Origin of the sequence: Vibrio sp. 2CM40D, from assembly GCF_023161825.1 — a bacterium.
Classification (GTDB): domain Bacteria; phylum Pseudomonadota; class Gammaproteobacteria; order Enterobacterales; family Vibrionaceae; genus Vibrio; species Vibrio alginolyticus.
The window spans coordinates 80,440-100,134 of the sequence record NZ_JALNTL010000009.1 but is presented as its reverse complement, the minus strand read 5'-3'; the positions used below and the strand labels follow the sequence as shown (position 1 = coordinate 100,134).

The following is a 19,695-nucleotide window of genomic DNA, read 5'->3' as shown; positions in this document are numbered from 1 at the left end:
AGAAATTTTCCAAGATGTACCTATCAATGCAAATAAGTCACTTCAACCGGCTCAAGCGCAGTGCTCTAATTTTAGTTTCTGTTCTTTTACTCTCTGCTTGCCAGATTGAGTCGGAGCCCAAAAGTGAATTTGAAAAAATTCAAGAACGTGGTGTGCTTCGTGTTGGCACGCTAAACAATCAGCTTTCCTACTACATAGGTCCCGATGGTCCCGCAGGGTTGGATTACGAATTGGCGCGTCAGTTTGCGGAGCAGCTCGGCGTCAAACTCGAGATTAAACCAGCCTTTCGCCAAGCTGAGCTTTTTCCTGCTCTTAAGAAAGGAGATATCGATATCATCGCTACGGGTTTAAATCAAACGTCACAAGCAGTCAAACGATTTAGACCAGGCCCTGCCTATTATTATGTAAGCCAACAAGTGGTATATAAAAAAGGGCAACTTCGACCACGTGATATCGAACAACTCATTGAATACCAAGCCTCGAAAGACGACGAGTCCGACGAAGATACAAATGCAGGCGCTCAAACATTAAAGATCGTTGAACAATCGCAATATGTTCCGACCCTAACAGCGTTAAAGAAGCAGTATCCAGAACTTCAGTTTGAAATTGTTGGTGATGCTGACACGAGAGACTTACTCAAATACGTATCGAAGGGTGAGTTACGTTTTACTGTGACTGATTCGGTGGAACTTTCCCTAGCTCAACGCCTTTACCCCGATCTTGCGCTCGCGTTCGAACTTACAGAAGATCAACCTGTGTCTTGGTTTACTCGACGTTCTGAAGACGAAAGCTTGTATGCAATGCTGATAGAGTTTTTCGGTAACATCAAACAATCAGGAGAACTGTCCACCCTCGAAGAAAAGTACATTGGTCATATTGAAGCATTTGACTACGTTGATACTCGCGCATTCATTCGAGCTCTGGATGACAAATTGCCTAAATGGGCACCTTTATTCCAAAAATACAGCGAAGAGTTCGACTGGCGATTAATTGCAGCATTGGCTTATCAAGAGTCACATTGGAAACCAACAGCAAAATCGCCAACGGGTGTTAGGGGGATGATGATGCTTACTCTGCCAACAGCGAAAAGCGTCGGGGTAACAAACCGTTTAGACCCTGAGCAATCTGTTCGTGGTGGTGTCGAGTACTTACGTCGCATTGTAGGTCGCGTGCCTGATAGCATCAACGAGCATGAAAAAATATGGTTTGCGTTAGCTTCATACAATATTGGTTACGGCCACATGATGGACGCACGACGACTCACCAAAGCACAAGGTGGCGATCCGAACGCTTGGGCCGATGTAAAAGATAGGCTGCCTTTACTGCGTCAGAAGCGCTATTACAGCCAAACTCGCTATGGGTACGCCAGAGGCGATGAAGCGCGTAATTACGTAGAAAATATTCGACGTTACTACCAATCCATCATTGGTCATGTCAGCCAACAGCCAGCGATTGATGAGAATAGCGATGACTTGCAAGTGATTCCGCCGCTCAACCCCGACATTTTGATATCGGGCGCAGTAGAGACCGTCGTAGAACAAGTCTCTGGCGCTTCTGACGTCACGGTTGAAGAAGACACCGAACAAGAAAGCATTGAAGAATAAACCCGCGGTAAACTAGAAAATGACGAGCCTATGAAGCTCGTCATTTTTGTTGAGTCCTAACGAAAACTTATCTAGACTCCAATATTCTGAGTGACACCAACCACACTCAACCATTCCTTTGGTTGGTCGCCTTTTCTTCATCGTTAGTAAAACTGATTGCTTTGTAACAGATTACTTTACAACCACATGGTTTAGCTCACTTGATGAAGCGGCGCTTTCGGCTACACTCTGCCGAAATAACGTCACTCCTATTATTAAGCATCGTATTGAAATTGTTTGCTGGCTCTGTGCAATGCAGAAGTCAAATGAAGAACGTTTAAACCATACAATGTTTAGTGCGATTATCGAGCCTATTGCCAAGCATCGATGAGCCGCGCTTTACTGGTATAAGTCTTGTCTGCAGGAGGTTTTGAATATGAGAAGACGTAGAGTGCAGTCAAAGCGTTTAAATAACACAGTAGCTGCTATCCGACGTAAACGTAAACTGACATGTATGAAAAAGAAAGTAAGTTCACGTAATCGTGTTTTTGTACATTTAGTCAATCACTAGTGCGTCCAAACAAACATCTACCACGTTGTAGGTGTTTGCTAGCCCTCACTACTCCCACTACCTTGCTCGCTCTCTCGATTTTCTAATGCTTTTTGTGCTTGCTTCTTCGCTTTAATTTCCTTTCGGCGACGCTTAAAAAACGCTTGTAGCTGAGTGCGGCACTCATCTTCTAGCAGCCCCTTTTCAACTAAGGCGTAATGGTAAGCGGCTTGGCTTTCAAACAAATTAAGCACTGTTCCTGCAGCTCCAGCTTTTAAATCTGGCGCTCCAAAAACAACCCGCTTAACGCGGCTATGCAATAAGGCTCCGGCACACATTGGGCATGGCTCAAGTGTTACATATAACGTCGTATCCAGAAGGCGGTAATTTTCTAGCTTTTGGCCTGCTTTACGCAGCGTTTGGATCTCAGCATGTGCGGTAGCGTCATTAGTACCAATAGAGCGATTCCACCCCTCAGCGATAATTTCACCATCTTTGACAAGCACTGCGCCAACAGGTACTTCCCCCTCAGCTTCTGCTTGCTCAGCAAGCTCCATCGCTCTGCGCATAAACAATTCATCTTGAGGGGTAAACGGATGGTTAGACAAAGGAGGCTCCAAAGAAACAAAAATGATTGAAGTCGGGAATTTTATCACCAACTTCGGCTTCACTACAGCGACACATCACGGGACAAAGTCTGCAACTCCAAAAAACTAGTTACAAGACCTATCGATGTTCGTTTTACGAGAACAAAAAAGCGCAGATCGAAGACCTGCGCTTTTTGGCTGCCAATTAGCGGCTTTCACACCCTAAACGTTTTTACATTGTGTAAGTGTAAGGAGCTTGAATGCCTAGCGGGATACCTACCATCCAATAAGCAACTAGGAAGATAGACCAACCGATCAGCATTGCGATCGAGAATGGCATCATTAGTGACGCAAGCGTACCGATACCAGCCGACTTCACATAACGCTGACAGTAAACCACTACAAGAGGGAAAAATACCATTAGAGGCGAAATGATGTTCGATACAGAGTCACCCACACGGTAAGCCGCTTGAGACAGCTCAGGCGAGATACCAACCGCCATTAGCATTGGCACTAAGATTGGACCAATTAAAGCCCATTTTGCCGATGCCGAACCAATAAGTAGGTTTACAGACGCGGTTAGAAGGATCATACCGATGATGGTCACTTCACCTGGTAGGTTCATCGCTTTTAAGCCTTCTGCGCCATACAACGCTAGCATCGTACCGATGTTTGACTGAGCAAATGCAGATAGGAACTGAGCACAGAAGAACGACATAACAATGTATGCGCCCATGGTTGACATAGTATCAGCCATCGCTTTGATAATGTCGTTGCTGGTCTTGAACGTTCCAGACACTTTACCGTAAACGTAACCAGGAATGATAAACAGAATAAAGATCAACGGCACGATAGACTTCATTATCGGTGCTGAGAAGGCAGTAATTTCACCTTCAGGCGAGCGAAGTGCTGATGTTTCTGGAATTAACGCTGCAACAAGTAAAGCAATACCCGCCATCATTGCCCAACCTGCATAACGGAATGCTTTTGATTCCAGTTCAGTAAATGAACCTAGGTTTGGCGCGGTTTCCGCATCATCATCAATTGGCATTTTTGATAAACGAGGCTCGATAATTTTCTCTGTCACGTACCAACCAATCCCCACAATAATGATAGAGGATAGGCCAGTGAAGAAGATGTTCGCTAATGGGTTAACCACATATTCAGGATCAAGAACCTGCGCCGCAGTTTGCGTAAAGCCAGCCAATAGCGGATCGATACCTGAAGGGATAAAGTTTGCAGAGAAGCCACCAGATACACCTGCAAATGCTGCCGCAATACCTGCTAAAGGGTGACGACCTGCCGCATGGAAGATAATACCGCCAAGAGGAATAACCAGAACATAGCCTGCATCTGCCGCAGTATGCGACACAATAGCAACCAAAATCAGCATTGGAGTAAGAAGCTTAGCTGGCGTGAAGTTCAGCATCTTCTTAAGACCCGTCGTAATAAAACCCGAAGAATCTGCAACACCCACACCTAGCATTGCGACAAGTACGATACCCAGTGGCGCAAAGCCAGTAAACGTCGTCACCATGTTAGCAAGGAAACTTGCTAGCGCTTCGCCCGTAAGTAAGTTGGTGATAGTAAGAGCTTCGCCCGTTCGAGGGTTTGGAAGATCGAATGATACATTCGACAAAAGTGCTGACGCCGCCCAAGTAATGATCAATGCCCAGAAGAACAAAATCGCAGGATCAGGGATTTTGTTACCTGTCCTCTCGATAAAGTTTAAAAAGCGCTCCATCCCGCTCGGCTTCGATGATGGTGCTTTATTTACAGCTTGGTTACTCATGGTAACTCCATAGTGAATGATGTTGGTGCCAAGGCCTATTTGAATAATTATAACGGCCTACTATCCAACGAGTATTCTAGTAAACACTAATGGAGAAAGCACAAGGTTCTAGATTTTTTTTCATAATTGGAGACATATTTTGCAAAAAAACAAAACCAAAGATACAAGCCTGAAACATTATGGAAAAATCAACATATACATTTAGTAAACGAGCTGGCAAAAACAGAGGTTGCATAGAGCGATGAATAGATAGTTTTAAGAAAAGAAACTATACGTGATGAGAAGCAAGAAATAATTCTCTTCAATATAAAAAGGGCAACGCGGACAGTGAACACCTTATCCAGAACTCCAATCGGTTTTGATTGAATCGGCGTAAAACAGGAACCTAGACTATTTAATCAAATTCGCTATGTTTAGAGATCATGGTTTTCAGCTCTACCGATTGTATTTTACCGTGGCGATCTTGCCATAGAGCTTCCATATGTATCGTTTTAAGTGCGCCCGACAGAGTTGCCGTTGGCACAGACCAAGATAAAGTATACAAGGGGTGCGTAGTATCTTCCCCAGAGACAATATTTGTATCAAAATTAGCGGCGGGCATCGAGGGGACTGCAGAAATAGCCCCACGCGTACGAAACCACTCTAATTTCTGCTCAGCAAGATTTAGCGCTTCAATGCTATGCATCGCGTAATCTGCCCGCAGCTCAATGTAAGCTTGCAACTTAACCAATCCAAGAGCACCGACACCAATTAAAATAAAAGAAATCATTATTTCAATTAAACTAAAACCATGTTGTTTACTTGGCATTCCAACTTCCCTCTTGCCAACGAACATCATTTCTCCTTGTTGTAGGTCTTTTGCTGGAATCAAATAGTAACTCCATTGAGCCCGCAATTGAGGTTTTTAACCCATCAGTATCAAAACCATAACCACCCGTTGCGTGAAATGCCCCTGCATCAACATAAACAGTTTGTGTAAGATCAGTATATTGTTTACCAATGGTAAAATTAGTCGGTGAGCCATCAGCATTCGAGAACAAACTTTCCCAATAGCTTTTTAACTCATCAGGAGCAAACTGTGGTTTAGTTTTATCGACTAAATGAAAAAGCGAACCCTGAAATGTTGTTGAACCAGTATTGATAAAAATACCATCTTGAATAACTAACGTATATTTCTCATGGTTGCCTTGAAGTGCTAAATTCCCGTGAATGGCGCAGTCACCAGTAATCCAAACCTTATCTACTTCCTTAAAAGCATTTTCGATAGCTGATTTACACTGTGTCGCATTTGACAAATTTATTTTCCCAGCTTTCGGAAATGAAGCTTTGACTTTATCAATGTTTTCCGGTGTTTTTTTGTAATCAAAAAAGGTTTGGAATGGATCGACTTCAGAGTCATAAACAAAATCGCCTTTTAGCTGCGGATCAGAAGTTTCAGGTTTATTAGTTTTCGTAATTGCATTCCCAGCTTTTACTGTAACATTGGTTGTCGTTGCAGCGGTACACCCTCCAGCAGGAGAACCATCATATAAGCTATTCGCTCTTATTGATGCAGTGTTATATTTTGATCCTGTGCTTCCGCCTTCCATGGTATAACTATACCGATAAGTCAGTGATATGCATTCATACAGATTGTCAGAATTAAGATCACCTTTCGCATCTGGATGAACCTTTAAATCACCATAAGTAGTTAACTTGGATGTGGTTTGTATCGCTCCTTTTCCACGATTACTTAGTGTACTGAAAGTTTTATTGAGCTGGGCCCAACCATTGTGAGATATAGAATTAATACGATAGACTCCTGCCCCTATATCAGTAACGTTCAGCTGGCTAAGGTTTAATTCCCTCTTACATAAGGTATTTAAATTATTGTGATTAATTGGGATGAGCTCGTTCACTATGGATACATCATCTGTGACATAAGCAAATAGACACTCAAGCCCTCCTTCCGCTTCCCAGTGCTGTTGCCGAGAACTAACTTCATTCTGCGCACGCTTAATTTGATAAAATAGATTCTTATATGAGCCTAACGTCACAACCAAAGCGACAGAGAGCAGTATGGAAGTAATAAGTAACGTGGCCACTCCTTGTTGATGCTTACGTATCATTGCCAATTCCTTTGCTGAACCTGTAATAAAATGGCGTGAGAAATTGCCGGATCATTTTTTAATTCAGCGGCCATTGAAATAGAAATAAACGCACTCTCTATTGACGAACCTGATAGTAATGTTCGACTAACACCAAATTGAGTTACTTTAATTTGCTTAGGATCAAAAAGGTCAAAACATCCACTAGCAGCAGACACGACACTTAAAGGTGATGGTGAATCATCCTGGCAATATTCCAACATATTATCCTTTAACCGATATATCGTATTACTCACAGAGCTTGCTGTGTTTCGATAAACATAACCGATTTTTTCGGATTGTTGATATAGAACGCTAGGAGAACCGGAAAGCATCATTGATTTTGTCGTAATACCATCAAACCCTGCTCGCTGAATATCCTCTTTCACTTGTTGAATTACACTACTCATCTGCTGAAGTAGCATTATTTCCTTGCTTCGCTGCACAGCTGTTTTTTGGTTAGAAAGAAACACTGCGCCAACAATGCCCAAAGCGACAAGTCCTAACAACGCAGCAATCATAAACTCAACAAGTGTACTACCCTGCTGTTTAGCATTGTTCAAAGCCATATTTTGCCTTATTCATAGCGCACACTTTTACTCGCCCTGCTCCGTTATGAACAGTTACTTTTATCGGACTGGTATCCGCTTGAGATTTCTTCAGGTGAATACTTCCCGCATTTTTGGGATTCCCCATAACACGATCAAACTTGACGCTAGTTATATTACTCGACACCACCAGACCCCGATATAGATGACCTTGCAGCTCAGCAACAGTATTCATTGAAGTAATGTCAGTGACATTCGATACACTCGAGAGTGTGAGCTTCCAGCTTCCGGTGGATGAAGGCAAGCCTTGAATATGAACCCAAAAATCTTGATTTCTCATCACCGATTCCGATTTCGCTTGGATCAAAAAACCCTGTAATTCGTTGGCTAAATTCACTATTTTCATGTGTTGGCTAACTTTTGAAAAACTTGGGGCGACAAAAAGTAGTAGTACTGACAAGACAGCAACAGTAATAAGAAGCTCCAACAACGTAAACCCGCGAGGCATTTCCCAAATTCCTATGTAAACGGCAAAAGGGCCGTAATTCATCTTGCACAGATGCTATCACCTGCCAAAAATAGGCGGAAAAGTGAAAAGGAAACTACTCGTGATGATTCGAATTTCTCGTTGTAACGGCTACAAAAAAGGATTGAGAGGGATGACATTGATCGAATTACTGATAGCTGTCGTGATTGTCGGGATCATTGCTGCGATCGCCTACCCTTCTTACACTAATCATGTAATCAAGTCTCATAGGACGGTTGCCTTGAGCGATCTTAGTCGAATTCAGCTAGAGCTAGAGACATCTTATGATGGTGGGTACGACTGGAGTCATATTCTCTCTGGAGGCACATGCGCTCTATGCGATTCAGACACAAATAGATTTTCTTTCGATATTGCGAGCTCTGCAAGTACGGCCTATACCATTACAGCAACAGCAAAATCGGCTCTGGGACAAGACGACGACGAGTGCTTGACTGGTTCTAAAACGATTACTTTAACGTCAACAAATGTCGAAGAACCAAGTGATTGCTGGAATTAGGAAGAACACCGAGATGCAAAAAGGCCTGCATTTTAGCAGGCCTTTGTATTTGTGCTTTTCACTAACGTCTTAGCTGGTTAAATCATCAAAGAACTTTTTCACACCGTTGAAAAAGCCTTCTGATTTAGGCTTGTGCTTAGTTGCCGCTTCACCACCACAAGACTCTTCAAACTCTTTGAGCAGTTCTTTTTGGCGTGAGCTTAGGTTTACTGGTGTTTCAACAACCAACTTAACAATAAGATCACCAACACCGCCACCGCGAACGCCTTTCACACCTTTACCACGCATACGGAACATACGACCTGTTTGCGTTTCTGAAGGCACTTTTAGGCTTACGCGACCATCTAGGGTTGGTACTTCAACTTCACCACCTAGAGCTGCCATCGCAAAGCTTACTGGCACTTCACAGTATAGGTTGTTGCCATCACGCTCGAAGATATGGTGCTCTTTCACGTGCACTTGTACATACAAGTCACCCGCTGGTGCTCCCATTTCTCCCGCTTCACCTTCGCCAGATAGACGAATACGGTCGCCAGTATCAACACCTGCTGGGATCTTAACGTTAAGTGTTTTTGTTTTCTGCTTACGACCTTGACCATGACACTCATTACAAGGGTCTTTAATGATTTTACCTTTGCCGTGACAGGTAGGACAGGTTTGTTGCACTGCGAAGAAGCCCTGGCGCATCTGTACTTGACCATGACCATGACAGGTACCACATGTTTCAGCAGATGAACCTTTCTTCGCGCCACTACCATCACAGGTATCACAGTGTACTAGTGTCGGTACTTCGATCTCTTTCGTTACACCACGAACCGCTTCTTCTAGCGTCAATTCCATGTTGTAACGTAGGTCAGCACCTCGCTGGGCACGGTGGCCACCACCGCCACGACGACCACCACCAAAGATGTCACCGAATACATCGCCAAAGATGTCGCCGAAATCAGCACCGCCGCCGCCAAAGCCGCCGCCACCGAAACCACCGCCGCCTTGTTCAAAAGCTGCATGACCGTATTGGTCGTACGCCGCTTTCTTTTGAGGGTCGGTCAGAACTTCGTACGCTTCTTTTACTTCTTTAAACTTGTCCGCCGCAGAATCATCACCCTGGTTTCGGTCTGGGTGGAATTTCATCGCTAGACGCTTATACGCCTTTTTGATATCGCGCTCTGAGGCATCACGGCTTACGCCTAATACTTCGTAAAAATCACGTTTTGACATGTTCTTCGTCACCAGTTAATTACTACAAACGGCATCGATTCACCGCTTGGTGTTTGTATCGTTCTAGGTAAGTGCACTTGTCTGCAACATACTTAACTAGAAAGACAGCGTTTACAAACAGACGGGCGTAAGAGTTGCCCCAAACGCCCGCACACGAAGTCTTATCGACCCCAGATGGCTATGCAGCCATCTGGTTAAGAAATATTATTTCTTGTCGTCTTTAACTTCTTCGAACTCAGCATCTACAACGTCGTCTTCTTTAGACTGTGCACCTGCGTCAGCACCTTGTGCTTGCTGCGCTTGAGCTTGTTGTTGAGCGATTTCCATCAGCTTTTGAGAAGCAGTCATTAGTGCTTGAACTTTAGCATCGATAGCTTCTTTGTCTTCGCCTTTACGTGCTGTTTCTAGCTCAGAAATTGCTACTTCAATCTTCTCTTTCTCTTCTGCAGGTAGCGCTTCACCAGCTTCTTCTACTTGCTTACGAGTACCGTGAATCATTTGGTCAGCTTGGTTACGTGCAGTTGCTAGCTCTTCGAACTTCTTGTCCGCTTCTTTGTTAGCTTCTGCTTCTTGAACCATTTTCTCGATGTCTTCATCGCTTAGACCGCCAGAAGCTTGGATAGTGATCTTCTGCTCTTTACCAGTCTGCTTGTCTTTCGCAGATACGTGTAGGATACCATCCGCATCAAGGTCAAACGTAACCTCGATTTGTGGCATACCACGTGGTGCAGGCTGGATGCCTTCTAGGTTAAATTGGCCTAGAGACTTGTTGTACATCGCTTGCTTACGCTCACCTTGTAGAACGTGGATAGTTACCGCGCTCTGGTTGTCTTCCGCTGTAGAGAAAACTTGGTTCGCTTTAGTTGGGATAGTTGTGTTCTTCTCAACTAACTTAGTCATCACGCCACCCATTGTCTCGATACCTAGAGACAGTGGAGTTACGTCTAGTAGTAGTACGTCTTTAACGTCACCAGCAAGTACACCACCTTGAACTGCAGCACCCATTGCTACTGCTTCGTCAGGGTTTACGTCACGGCGCGCTTCTTTACCAAAGAACTCAGCAACTTTCGCTTGAACCATTGGCATACGAGTCTGACCACCAACTAGGATTACGTCAGTGATGTCGTTTACTGATAGGTCAGCGTCAGCTAGAGCTACTTTTAATGGCTCAAGAGAGCGTTGTACTAGGTCTTCAACTAGAGATTCTAGTTTTGCACGAGTCACTTTAATGTTCATGTGCTTAGGACCAGTTGCATCTGCAGTAACGTAAGGTAGGTTTACGTCTGTTTGAGAAGTAGAAGAAAGCTCGATTTTCGCTTTCTCTGCTGCTTCTTTAACACGCTGCATTGCTAGTGGGTCGTTCTTAAGGTTGATGCCTTGCTCTTTGTTGAACTCATCAACCAAGTAGTTGATTAGACGGTTATCAAAGTCTTCACCACCTAGGTGAGTATCACCGTTAGTTGCTAGAACTTCGAATGTTTTCTCGCCTTCAACTTCATCGATTTCGATGATTGAAATATCGAATGTACCACCACCAAGGTCGTATACCGCGATAGTGCGATCGCCGCCTTTCTTATCAAGACCGTAAGCTAGCGCAGCTGCTGTTGGTTCGTTGATGATACGTTTAACTTCTAGACCTGCGATACGGCCAGCATCTTTTGTCGCTTGACGCTGAGCATCGTTAAAGTAAGCAGGTACTGTGATAACTGCGCCAGTTACTTCCTCACCAAGGAAGTCTTCAGCAGTTTTCTTCATTTTCTTAAGAACTTCAGCAGAAACCTGAGGAGCTGCCATTTTTTGGCCTTTCGCTTCTACCCAAGCATCACCGTTGTCAGCCTTAACGATTTTGTAAGGCATGATTTCGATGTCACGCTGAACTTCTTCGTCTTCAAAACGACGACCGATTAGACGCTTAATTGCAAATAGCGTGTTTTCTGGGTTAGTTACTGCTTGACGTTTCGCTGGTTGACCTACTAGCGTCTCACCGTCAGTGTAAGCAATAACCGATGCAGTAGTACGTTCGCCCTCTGCGTTTTCAATTACACGTGGTTTGTCGCCGTCTAATACAGCAACACATGAGTTAGTAGTACCTAAGTCAATACCAATGATTTTACCCATCTGGCTATCTCCGAATAAATTCTATTTTCGTTTGGTTATAACCCCAATGTGGGGGGAGGAGAATCGGGTTTCAACCCTTGCTCACAAACAAAAATAATCAATGTTTGCTTCTCTATGCCACATAGATAAGGGCGGCAAAATGCTTTTCAAGGGCAGAATTAAAAAAAAGCGTCTTTTTTCGAAATTTATGTGTTTCTTTCTGATTAGTTGGGAACTCGTCACACTGCTGTAGCGCAACAAAACGTCATTTCCCAGATAAATTTATTTATGTCCGACTCTTCCTAAATAAAAAACGAGCTCATAAGAGCTCGCTTCAATATTAGGGTTAAAATAAATTATTCAAGGTATTAGGCGTTCGCTTGAGCAGGCTCAGCATCAACACCTTCTTCTTTACCTATCTCACCTTCTGTTTTTGCAACAATGGTGTTCACTGCCGTGTCGCCGACAACGTTAGATGATGTACAGAACATATCATTTATACGGTCGACCGCTGCAATGATTGCTAAACCTTCAGGTGGTAAACCTAGTTGGTGAAGCAAAACGCCTACCATTACCACGCCGCCCCCAGGAACGCCGCCAGCACCAATAGATAACAGAAGAATAGTTAAGCCAAGTGTGAAGATGTCTGCGGTGTTAATTGGCTGGCCAAAAGCGTTCGCAACAAACATCGTTGCTAGAGCAATATAGATAGACACACCAGACATATTCATCGTTGCGCCCAGTGGTACACCGAAGCCAGCAACCGATTTAGAGACCTGAAGCTTTTCTGTCAGTGTGCGCATCGTTACCGGGATAGTCGCGTTTGAGCTCGCGGTAGATAGAGAGAAAAGAATCTGCTCACGAGTTGCACGTAGGAAAGTCTTTGGAGAAGTTCCTGTCGCAATACTCACTGCCATTGGGTAGAAGAAGAAGATCCAGAACACCAACATCGCAACCACCAAAGCCACGTAACCGGCAACGGACATTAATGTATTGGCGTTTAGCGTTGCACCTAGTTGAATCATTAGTGCGAACACACCATATGGTGCAAGACTCATCACTAATCCAACCAATTTCATCATGATTTCATTTGCCATTTTGAATGTGCGAATAGCTGGGCCACCACGAGAATCCAAAGCTTGAATTGCAAGCCCCGTCAAAATTGCCATAAAGATGATTTGCAGCATGTCGCCGCTAGCAAACGCTTGTACAGGATTGCTAGGAACAATGTTAACAACTAAAGAGAAAATGTCCGGCGTCTCTGTCGTTGTCAGCTGTACAGCCTCAGATACCGTTCCTGCTAGATTAGCGCCCGCTCCTGGCTGGAAGATCAAGCCGACAGTCAAAGCCGCCGTAATCGCAATGATGGTGTTAAGAATGTAAAGGGTAAAAGTTTTTCCACCAAGACGACCAAATGCACTGATGTCTTTCAAGTCAACAATGCCGCATACGATTGAAACGTAAACTAAAGGAACAACAAGCAATTTGATCAGTGAGACGAACATGCCGCCAACACCTTCTGCTGCTCCAAGTAGGTATGTATCAAAAATCGCAATACCGCTAAATAAGTACTGAATTGCTGTCCCCAGCACAAGGCCGGCAAACAAGCCTATAAAAATCTTACTAGAAAGCGATTTATCCATTATAAATCTCCGATATGTTGTGTTTACTATTTACATTTTTGTAGTTATATATGCTTACTTTTAAAGCATTAGTCGTAAATCATACACACCGAAGTTACAAAATAAAGTGATAATTTACATTTTTGTTAACGACATTGTTTTAGAAAAAATGACTATATTTACATTCCTATGCAGAACAAATATTCACACAACGAATGATTACAATCACTTATAGCCCTTTCCGTTAATAAACACGCAGCGAGATGAGAGAAAATCTCCTATAGGAAAATAATTAACCAATAGGAAAAAATATGAAGGGGATCAAATTTTCATTTATCGATATACAACGAAGTTCGATGCAGTCATTTATGTTTAAAACAAAAAAGCGCCCATCAAAAATGATGGGCGCTTTTATATTTAAAAAACAGGTAGTTAAAGTTACTTAGCAACCATTACCATTGCCGGACGAATCACACGGCCGTTTAGTTCGTAACCTTTTTGCATAACAAACATAACAGTGTTTGATTCATGATCAGGGCTCTCCTGAATCGACATCGCTTGATGGAACTCTGGATTGAATGCTTCACCTTCAGGGTTGATTGCTTTCAAGCCAAATTTCGCTACAACGTCTACAAACGTTTTATGTGTTAGTTCAACGCCTTCTAGGAACGGCTTCACAGTTTCATTCTCTGTATCTGCCGCTTGAATTGCACGCTCTAGGTTATCAATAACAGGAAGCAGCTCTTCTGCAAACTTGTTCAACGCAAACTTACGTGCTTTATCGATCTCTTGCTCAGTGCGACGACGCATGTTTTCTACTTCAGCTTTAGAACGCAACACCGCATCTTGTTGCTCTTTTACTTTTGCCTCGCTAGACAATAGTGCCGCTTCTAGTTGAGCAATCTTAGCGTCTGTCTCATCACCAAGCTCTTCAAGCTCAGCTTCAACTTCTTGTGCTTCAGCTTCTACTTTTTCAGCCTCTTCGATGATTTGATCAAGCTCTTCTTCTGTAACTTTGTTTTCTTCGTTGCTCATGATATCTCCAGAATTCAACATAATGCCCTTAAAGCCATGCGCGTTTTTGCGGGCTTTAACCACATAAAAATTCGCATATTTAGGTGACTTGCCATTATTATGGGGATGAAGATTCCTGATTCAAGCCTCTTTAATGCGGAAATGCTATGAAAAATCCATGTAACGTGATCGCGATTATCGGAAAACCAAGAGATCAACAAGCAATTCAAACTCATAAAGAGTTGTACCAATGGTTGACCTCTGAGGGCTATAAAGTATTCATTGACGATCGCCTTGCCGCAATACTGGATGATATCCCACAGAGTCAGTTTGCTAGCTTAGTTGAACTAGGAAAAAATGCCGATCTAGCCATTGTGGTTGGTGGCGATGGCAACATGCTAGGTGCAGCAAGAATTTTATCCCGATTTGATGTACCAGTTATAGGCGTGAACCGTGGAAATCTGGGCTTCTTAACTGACTTGAACCCAGACGACTTCCAAGCGTCTCTGCAAGCGGTACTCGACGGTGAGTATATTGAAGAGGAGCGTTTTCTTTTAGAGGCGGAAGTACACCGCCACGGACAAATAAAGAGCCATAACGCTGCGCTAAACGAAGCCGTACTTCACCCAGGGCAAATTGCTCATATGATTGAATTTGAAGTGTACATAGATGAAAGCTTCGCCTTCTCTTTACGGGCCGACGGTTTGATTGTCTCCACTCCGACTGGCTCGACGGCATATTCACTTTCTGGCGGCGGCCCAATTCTTTCTCCTAGCTTGAATGCCATTTCACTCGTGCCAATGTTCCCTCATACATTGTCGAGTCGACCTTTGGTGGTTGATGGAAAACGTCGAATTAAATTGGTGGTATCACCAGAAAACCGTGGAACACAAGAAGTTAGCTGTGATGGACAAGTCTCGCTTCCAGTTACCCCTGGCGACGAAATTCACATCTATCAAAGTCCAAATGTACTAAAGCTCATCCATCCAAAAGACTACAGCTACTATCACGTCTTACGGAATAAGCTTGGCTGGTCTAGTAAATTGTTCTAACACTTGTTACTCAGGGCAATAACTTCAATAAAAAAGCCAGCAGCTCAATTGCTACTGGCTTTTGGCTTTCTTAGACAAGAAATAGACACAAAGTAGTGAGGCGACACGATATTTGTCATCATTAAAGAGAAGCTTATAAATTTTGATCCTGTGGGCAAACTTTACACAAAAGATAGAAAAGCAAATTCAATGATCTATGTCCGGTGATATTCTCACCATGAATAGAGTATTAACTCTATTTCATAAAATCAATAAAGGACATATTATGAAGAAAACCATCATTCTGTCTGTTCTCAGTACATTAGCACTTATTGGCTGCCAATCAGAGGAAACGCAAGTCAACAGTGTATCCAACGCAAAAGCGGAAGATATCACTAAGACGAAGCGTGCCCTCGCTCAACAATTGAGTGAGAACTATGCTGCCATTGAACCCATGTTGAGAAGAGATATTACTCCACAACAGACTAACGTGTCTGTATCAGCATTTGTTAAGCAAAACCCTAACTCAGAGTTCAGCCGCCAGCTTGTACAAGCTGACACTCAAATTCGTAGCTGGAAAGGTATTTCTGAATACTCAGATCAGTTGTTAGAAGTTCGCTTGGCAAATGAAGCCATGATAACAGCATGGCAAAGTGGCGAGGTCGAGCCATTATTTGCATTTGAACCAAGTGGTGATGATGAGAATTGGCAATACATCGAAGCATTTGATGTTTATGGCAACGTCCATCAACTCGATGTTTACCAGCTCCCTGAGGTACCTGTACTTGTCGTTGATAACAATAGCTCTGCAGAGCTAAAAGCAGGCTTGCAAGCTATGCAAGCTGAGATGAAAAAACTCGGTCAACCAGCTTTAGTTCAACCATATATTGCTGATGAACAACGCCAAAATACACCGCTATTGTCAAGTAGCGCAGTAGGCGAAGCGGCTCCAATTCAAACCACGCAGTTGAAAAAGATCCGTCTAGCCGATGACAAAGAACCTTGGATCTCTGGCAAGGCAGAAATCTACGCTATCGTAACGGGCGTCAATCCAAGTCGTGATGAACCTACTCTCGATTTGGTGGAGCTTCCATACTTAGACTACGATAACCAAGATTACTATCCGAATCAGATCATTATTCACTGGTCTCGTTACCGCTGGGGTGCGGCAGACATTGTGCTCATGGAGCAAGATGACGGCACAGACTATAAACAATTGGCAAAACTCCTTGTTCAAGTTGCCGAAGAAGTATTGAAAGCGATTCCAGATCCAGAAGTTCAGGCTTACGCGATTATTCCGCAAATCACGAACAAGATCATCGACACTATCCCCGATGGTGTACTCACGAATGATGATGACTTCGTCGACGTTTACTACACTCTAATGCAAGACACTTCATACGTGGATCACCCAGGTGCAGGTGTGAATGCAGTCGTCACACTAGAACCACTAACGATTAACCCAACTCGTCCGTAACCTGTTCAACTTTAATGAGTCGTTGTAATCACATCGGCTCATTTTTCCCACTTCATCACAAAAAAACAGCCTACAAAGAAAATTTTCCTTACCCGACTTTACTGTATAAAGAAACAGTATATACTGTTCTCTTATACAGTATTGTTCAGTTATACAGGTAAATAAAATGCTGGCTCATCTAAGTGTTAATAATTTTGCGATTGTTAAGTCTTTACAACTCGAGCTTTCTAAGGGCATGACCACCATTACAGGTGAAACAGGCGCGGGTAAATCCATTGCTATTGATGCTTTAGGGCTCTGCTTAGGCGGACGAGCCGATGCCGGCATGGTGCGACAAGGTGAAGAGAAAACCGAAGTTAGCGCCGCTTTTTTATTGGACAACAACTTACATGCAACACGTTGGTTAGAAGATAACGATCTGCTAGATGGCAGTGAGTGTATTTTGCGTCGTATTATCACAAAAGAAGGCCGCTCAAGAGCCTTCATTAATGGCAGCCCTGTTCCACTATCACAGCTCAAATCTCTAGGGCAGCTACTTATCAATATCCATGGGCAGCACGCTCATCATCAATTGATGAAAAGTGAGCACCAAATGGCCATGCTCGACCAATATGCTGGGCATTTAAACCTACTAAAAAGCACACGAAGTGCTTACCAGCATTGGCGTCAGGCGGATAATAACCTCAAGCAGCTAAAAGAAAATAGCCAGCAAAACCAGGCGCAAAAACAGTTGCTTGAATACCAAATCAAAGAACTGAATGAGTTATCGCTAGGTGAAGAAGAATTTGCAGAGCTCGAGCAAGAGCACAAACGACTATCCAACAGTGGTGAACTCGCCACTACCTGTCAGCAAGCCATCGAACTTATTTACGAAGGTGAAGAAGTCAATGCGCTTGGTATTTTGCAATCGGCCAATCACTCCCTAATTCAATTAGCCGAATTAGATGAAAAGCTATCTGAGCTACCTAACATGCTGTCAGAAGCAATGATTCAACTTGAAGAAACGAAGAATGAATTACGCAGCTACTTAGATGGCATCGATGTTGATCCAGCTCGTATGGCTTATGTAGAAGAACGTTTTTCTAAAGTGATGTCTGTAGCTCGTAAACACCACGTAATGCCAGAAGAACTCTACCAGCATCATCAAGATCTTCTGACCCAAGTAGAAGCGTTAGATTGCTCCGATGAACGTTTAGATGAACTTGCTCAAGAAGTAGAACACAAGTACCAAAGCTTTCTAACACAAGCAGAAAAACTGCACAAATCACGCAGCCGTTACGCAAAAGAACTGAACAAACTGATCACACAAAGCATGCACGAATTGAGCATGGAGAAAGCAGTATTCAGTATCGAAGTTAGCAATGACAACACGCACCCATCGCCGCTTGGCATGGACAGCGTGTGCTTCTTAGTATCGACCAACCCGGGACAACCATTGCAACCTATAGCAAAAGTTGCGTCAGGCGGTGAGCTATCACGTATCTCTCTAGCTATCCAAGTGATCACCGCTCAGAAAGTAGATACACCAAGTTTAATCTTCGATGAAGTGGACGTAGGTATTAGTGGCCCAACAGCTGCCGTAGTGGGCAAAATGCTACGCAAGCTTGGCGAATCTACTCAAGTATTGTGTGTCACTCACCTCCCTCAAGTTGCCGGATGCGGCCATCAACAAATGTTTGTTGCTAAGCAAACCAAAGCAGGCCAAACCGAAACCCAAATGCACGCATTAGATGAACAACAACGTGTGGCAGAATTAGCTCGCTTACTTGGTGGTAGTCAAATAACCGACTCAACGTTGGCAAACGCAAAAGAACTGCTTATCGCCGCTTAATAAATCGACAAGGGATGAGATATGGATATCAGAGCAATACACAAAACCAACTGCTTAGATCTCATCCCTATTTTTATTGAGTTAGAACATTACTACTTCAAAGAAAAAGCTTCATCAAAACACGATCTGGTCCATTATCTAAAGAGCCAAGTCTTCTCTGAACATTCTGGTGTTAATATCATTGCGGTTTACGATAATGATGACGTCGTAGGCTTTGCATCTTATACCGTCATGTTCCCTGCCCCAAAACTCTCAGGGCAGATGTACTTAAAAGATCTGTTCGTATCTTCGAAGGTTCGAGGAAAAGGGGTTGGTCTCAAGTTAATGAAGTATCTGGCATCTTTGGCGATCAAGTGTGGATGCCAAAGGTTGGACTGGACAGCTGAAAGTAGTAACCCTACCGCAGGTCAGTTTTACCGCTCAATTGGTGCAACACTAATTCATGAAAAAGAGTATTATCGTTTTTCAGGTGATGCATTACGCGAATTCGCCAAAACCGACTAACGAGTCACTAGGCTTGGCTCACCGCTGAAAGCGTCCATCACCCTATCTCCGATTGAAATGTGCTCTTCGTCACCTAACTAATACGTCATGTGGTGACATTTACCGCCTAATATCGGTGAATAAATGCAACTCAACTCAAAATTCGTTGTCAGATTGTCTACCATACGACGCATAGCTTTTTACATCTGCGTCGAGCTTGTTTATTATCAGCGCAGTATTTTAAAGGTTACTAAGAAATTATTATGCAATTAAAGAAGTGGTTAGTTGCCGTACCATTAGCAATGACATTGCTGACAGGATGTTCGGTATTGGAAAGACTGGTTTATCGTATTGATATCAACCAAGGCAACTATGTAGAACAAAGTGCGGTTGATAAATTAAAGTTTGGGATGACTAAAGCACAGGTTCGCTTCGTATTAGGGTCGCCAATGCTTATTGAAAACGGCTATCCAAACACTTGGTATTACATCTATCATCATACTCCTGGCCATGGCGAACCAGTACAGAAAGATCTGATTGTAAACTTTAATGACCAAGGCACACTCGCAGACATCAGTGGTGACTTTCCAAAAAGTGACGCATTTTACGAGCAAATTCAGTAAACTGACTTTTGCAAAAAAACCTCCCGTTTGGGAGGTTTTTTATTATATAGAAATCACGTTAGTCAAACTT

The 19,695-nt window shown here is 43.3% G+C and carries 17 protein-coding genes; 7 read left to right on the top strand and 10 right to left on the bottom strand.

The window, feature by feature from the left end:
* The first annotated feature begins 26 nt into the window (after positions 1–26).
* Entirely contained in the window at positions 27–1,604 is a 1,578-nt protein-coding gene (gene mltF, locus MTF70_RS19160) for a membrane-bound lytic murein transglycosylase MltF (protein WP_025998701.1), read from the top strand.
* Positions 1,605–2,192: 588 nt separating this feature from the next.
* On the opposite strand, the gene tadA is transcribed toward mltF, so the two are convergent.
* The 6 genes from tadA to MTF70_RS19130 form a co-directional block, all read right to left on the bottom strand.
* Entirely contained in the window at positions 2,193–2,741 is a 549-nt protein-coding gene (tadA, locus tag MTF70_RS19155; protein ID WP_025998702.1) for a tRNA adenosine(34) deaminase TadA, read from the bottom strand.
* A gap of 211 nt (positions 2,742–2,952) precedes the next feature.
* Complete coding sequence (locus tag MTF70_RS19150) at positions 2,953–4,512, bottom strand: AbgT family transporter (protein ID WP_017635695.1); 1,560 nt, start codon at positions 4,510–4,512, stop codon at positions 2,953–2,955.
* A 394-nt stretch (positions 4,513–4,906) separates the two neighbouring features.
* A complete protein-coding gene (locus MTF70_RS19145) occupies positions 4,907–5,320 on the bottom strand; it encodes a prepilin-type N-terminal cleavage/methylation domain-containing protein (RefSeq protein WP_017635696.1) in 414 nt (137 codons plus the stop codon).
* Positions 5,310–6,620, bottom strand: a complete 1,311-nt coding sequence (locus tag MTF70_RS19140) for a hypothetical protein (RefSeq protein WP_006741845.1) — start codon at positions 6,618–6,620, stop codon at positions 5,310–5,312. Before MTF70_RS19140 ends, MTF70_RS19145 begins: the two co-directional genes overlap by 11 nt.
* On the bottom strand, positions 6,617–7,207 hold the full coding sequence (locus tag MTF70_RS19135) for a pilus assembly protein PilW (protein ID WP_017635697.1): 591 nt from the start codon (positions 7,205–7,207) through the stop codon (positions 6,617–6,619). Before MTF70_RS19135 ends, MTF70_RS19140 begins: the two co-directional genes overlap by 4 nt.
* Positions 7,188–7,694: a GspH/FimT family pseudopilin gene (locus tag MTF70_RS19130; RefSeq protein ID WP_017635698.1), complete on the bottom strand. Its 507-nt coding sequence runs from the start codon at positions 7,692–7,694 to the stop codon at positions 7,188–7,190. Before MTF70_RS19130 ends, MTF70_RS19135 begins: the two co-directional genes overlap by 20 nt.
* Positions 7,695–7,797: 103 nt before the next feature.
* Here MTF70_RS19130 and MTF70_RS19125 point away from each other — a divergent pair, with 103 nt between their 5' ends.
* Positions 7,798–8,229, top strand: coding sequence for a type IV pilin protein (locus MTF70_RS19125; RefSeq protein WP_054865952.1), 432 nt, complete (start codon positions 7,798–7,800; stop codon positions 8,227–8,229).
* A 69-nt stretch (positions 8,230–8,298) separates the two neighbouring features.
* On the opposite strand, the gene dnaJ is transcribed toward MTF70_RS19125, so the two are convergent.
* The 4 genes from dnaJ to grpE form a co-directional block, all read right to left on the bottom strand.
* Positions 8,299–9,447 (bottom strand): molecular chaperone DnaJ, encoded by a 1,149-nt coding sequence (dnaJ, locus tag MTF70_RS19120; protein ID WP_005381620.1) that lies wholly within the window; start codon positions 9,445–9,447, stop codon positions 8,299–8,301.
* 204 nt (positions 9,448–9,651) lie between these two features.
* Positions 9,652–11,565 (bottom strand): molecular chaperone DnaK, encoded by a 1,914-nt coding sequence (gene dnaK / locus MTF70_RS19115; protein ID WP_054865951.1) that lies wholly within the window; start codon positions 11,563–11,565, stop codon positions 9,652–9,654.
* Between the two features lie 347 nt (positions 11,566–11,912).
* Positions 11,913–13,187, bottom strand: coding sequence for a dicarboxylate/amino acid:cation symporter (locus tag MTF70_RS19110; protein WP_005381625.1), 1,275 nt, complete (start codon positions 13,185–13,187; stop codon positions 11,913–11,915).
* 417 nt (positions 13,188–13,604) lie between these two features.
* Entirely contained in the window at positions 13,605–14,201 is a 597-nt protein-coding gene (gene grpE / locus MTF70_RS19105; RefSeq protein WP_021034134.1) for a nucleotide exchange factor GrpE, read from the bottom strand.
* Positions 14,202–14,347: 146 nt separating this feature from the next.
* Between grpE and nadK the strand changes: the two genes are divergently transcribed.
* The 5 genes from nadK (at position 14,348) to bamE (ending at position 19,625) form a co-directional block, all read left to right on the top strand.
* Entirely contained in the window at positions 14,348–15,232 is an 885-nt protein-coding gene (gene nadK, locus MTF70_RS19100) for an NAD(+) kinase (protein ID WP_005381631.1), read from the top strand.
* Between the two features lie 265 nt (positions 15,233–15,497).
* Complete coding sequence (locus MTF70_RS19095) at positions 15,498–16,688, top strand: DUF3103 domain-containing protein (RefSeq protein ID WP_005381632.1); 1,191 nt, start codon at positions 15,498–15,500, stop codon at positions 16,686–16,688.
* Between the two features lie 166 nt (positions 16,689–16,854).
* Positions 16,855–18,519: a DNA repair protein RecN gene (recN, locus tag MTF70_RS19090; RefSeq protein WP_054865950.1), complete on the top strand. Its 1,665-nt coding sequence runs from the start codon at positions 16,855–16,857 to the stop codon at positions 18,517–18,519.
* Positions 18,520–18,540: 21 nt separating this feature from the next.
* Entirely contained in the window at positions 18,541–19,023 is a 483-nt protein-coding gene (locus MTF70_RS19085; protein WP_005381636.1) for a GNAT family N-acetyltransferase, read from the top strand.
* A 242-nt stretch (positions 19,024–19,265) separates the two neighbouring features.
* On the top strand, positions 19,266–19,625 hold the full coding sequence (bamE, locus tag MTF70_RS19080; protein ID WP_017820585.1) for an outer membrane protein assembly factor BamE: 360 nt from the start codon (positions 19,266–19,268) through the stop codon (positions 19,623–19,625).
* Positions 19,626–19,695 lie beyond the last annotated feature (70 nt).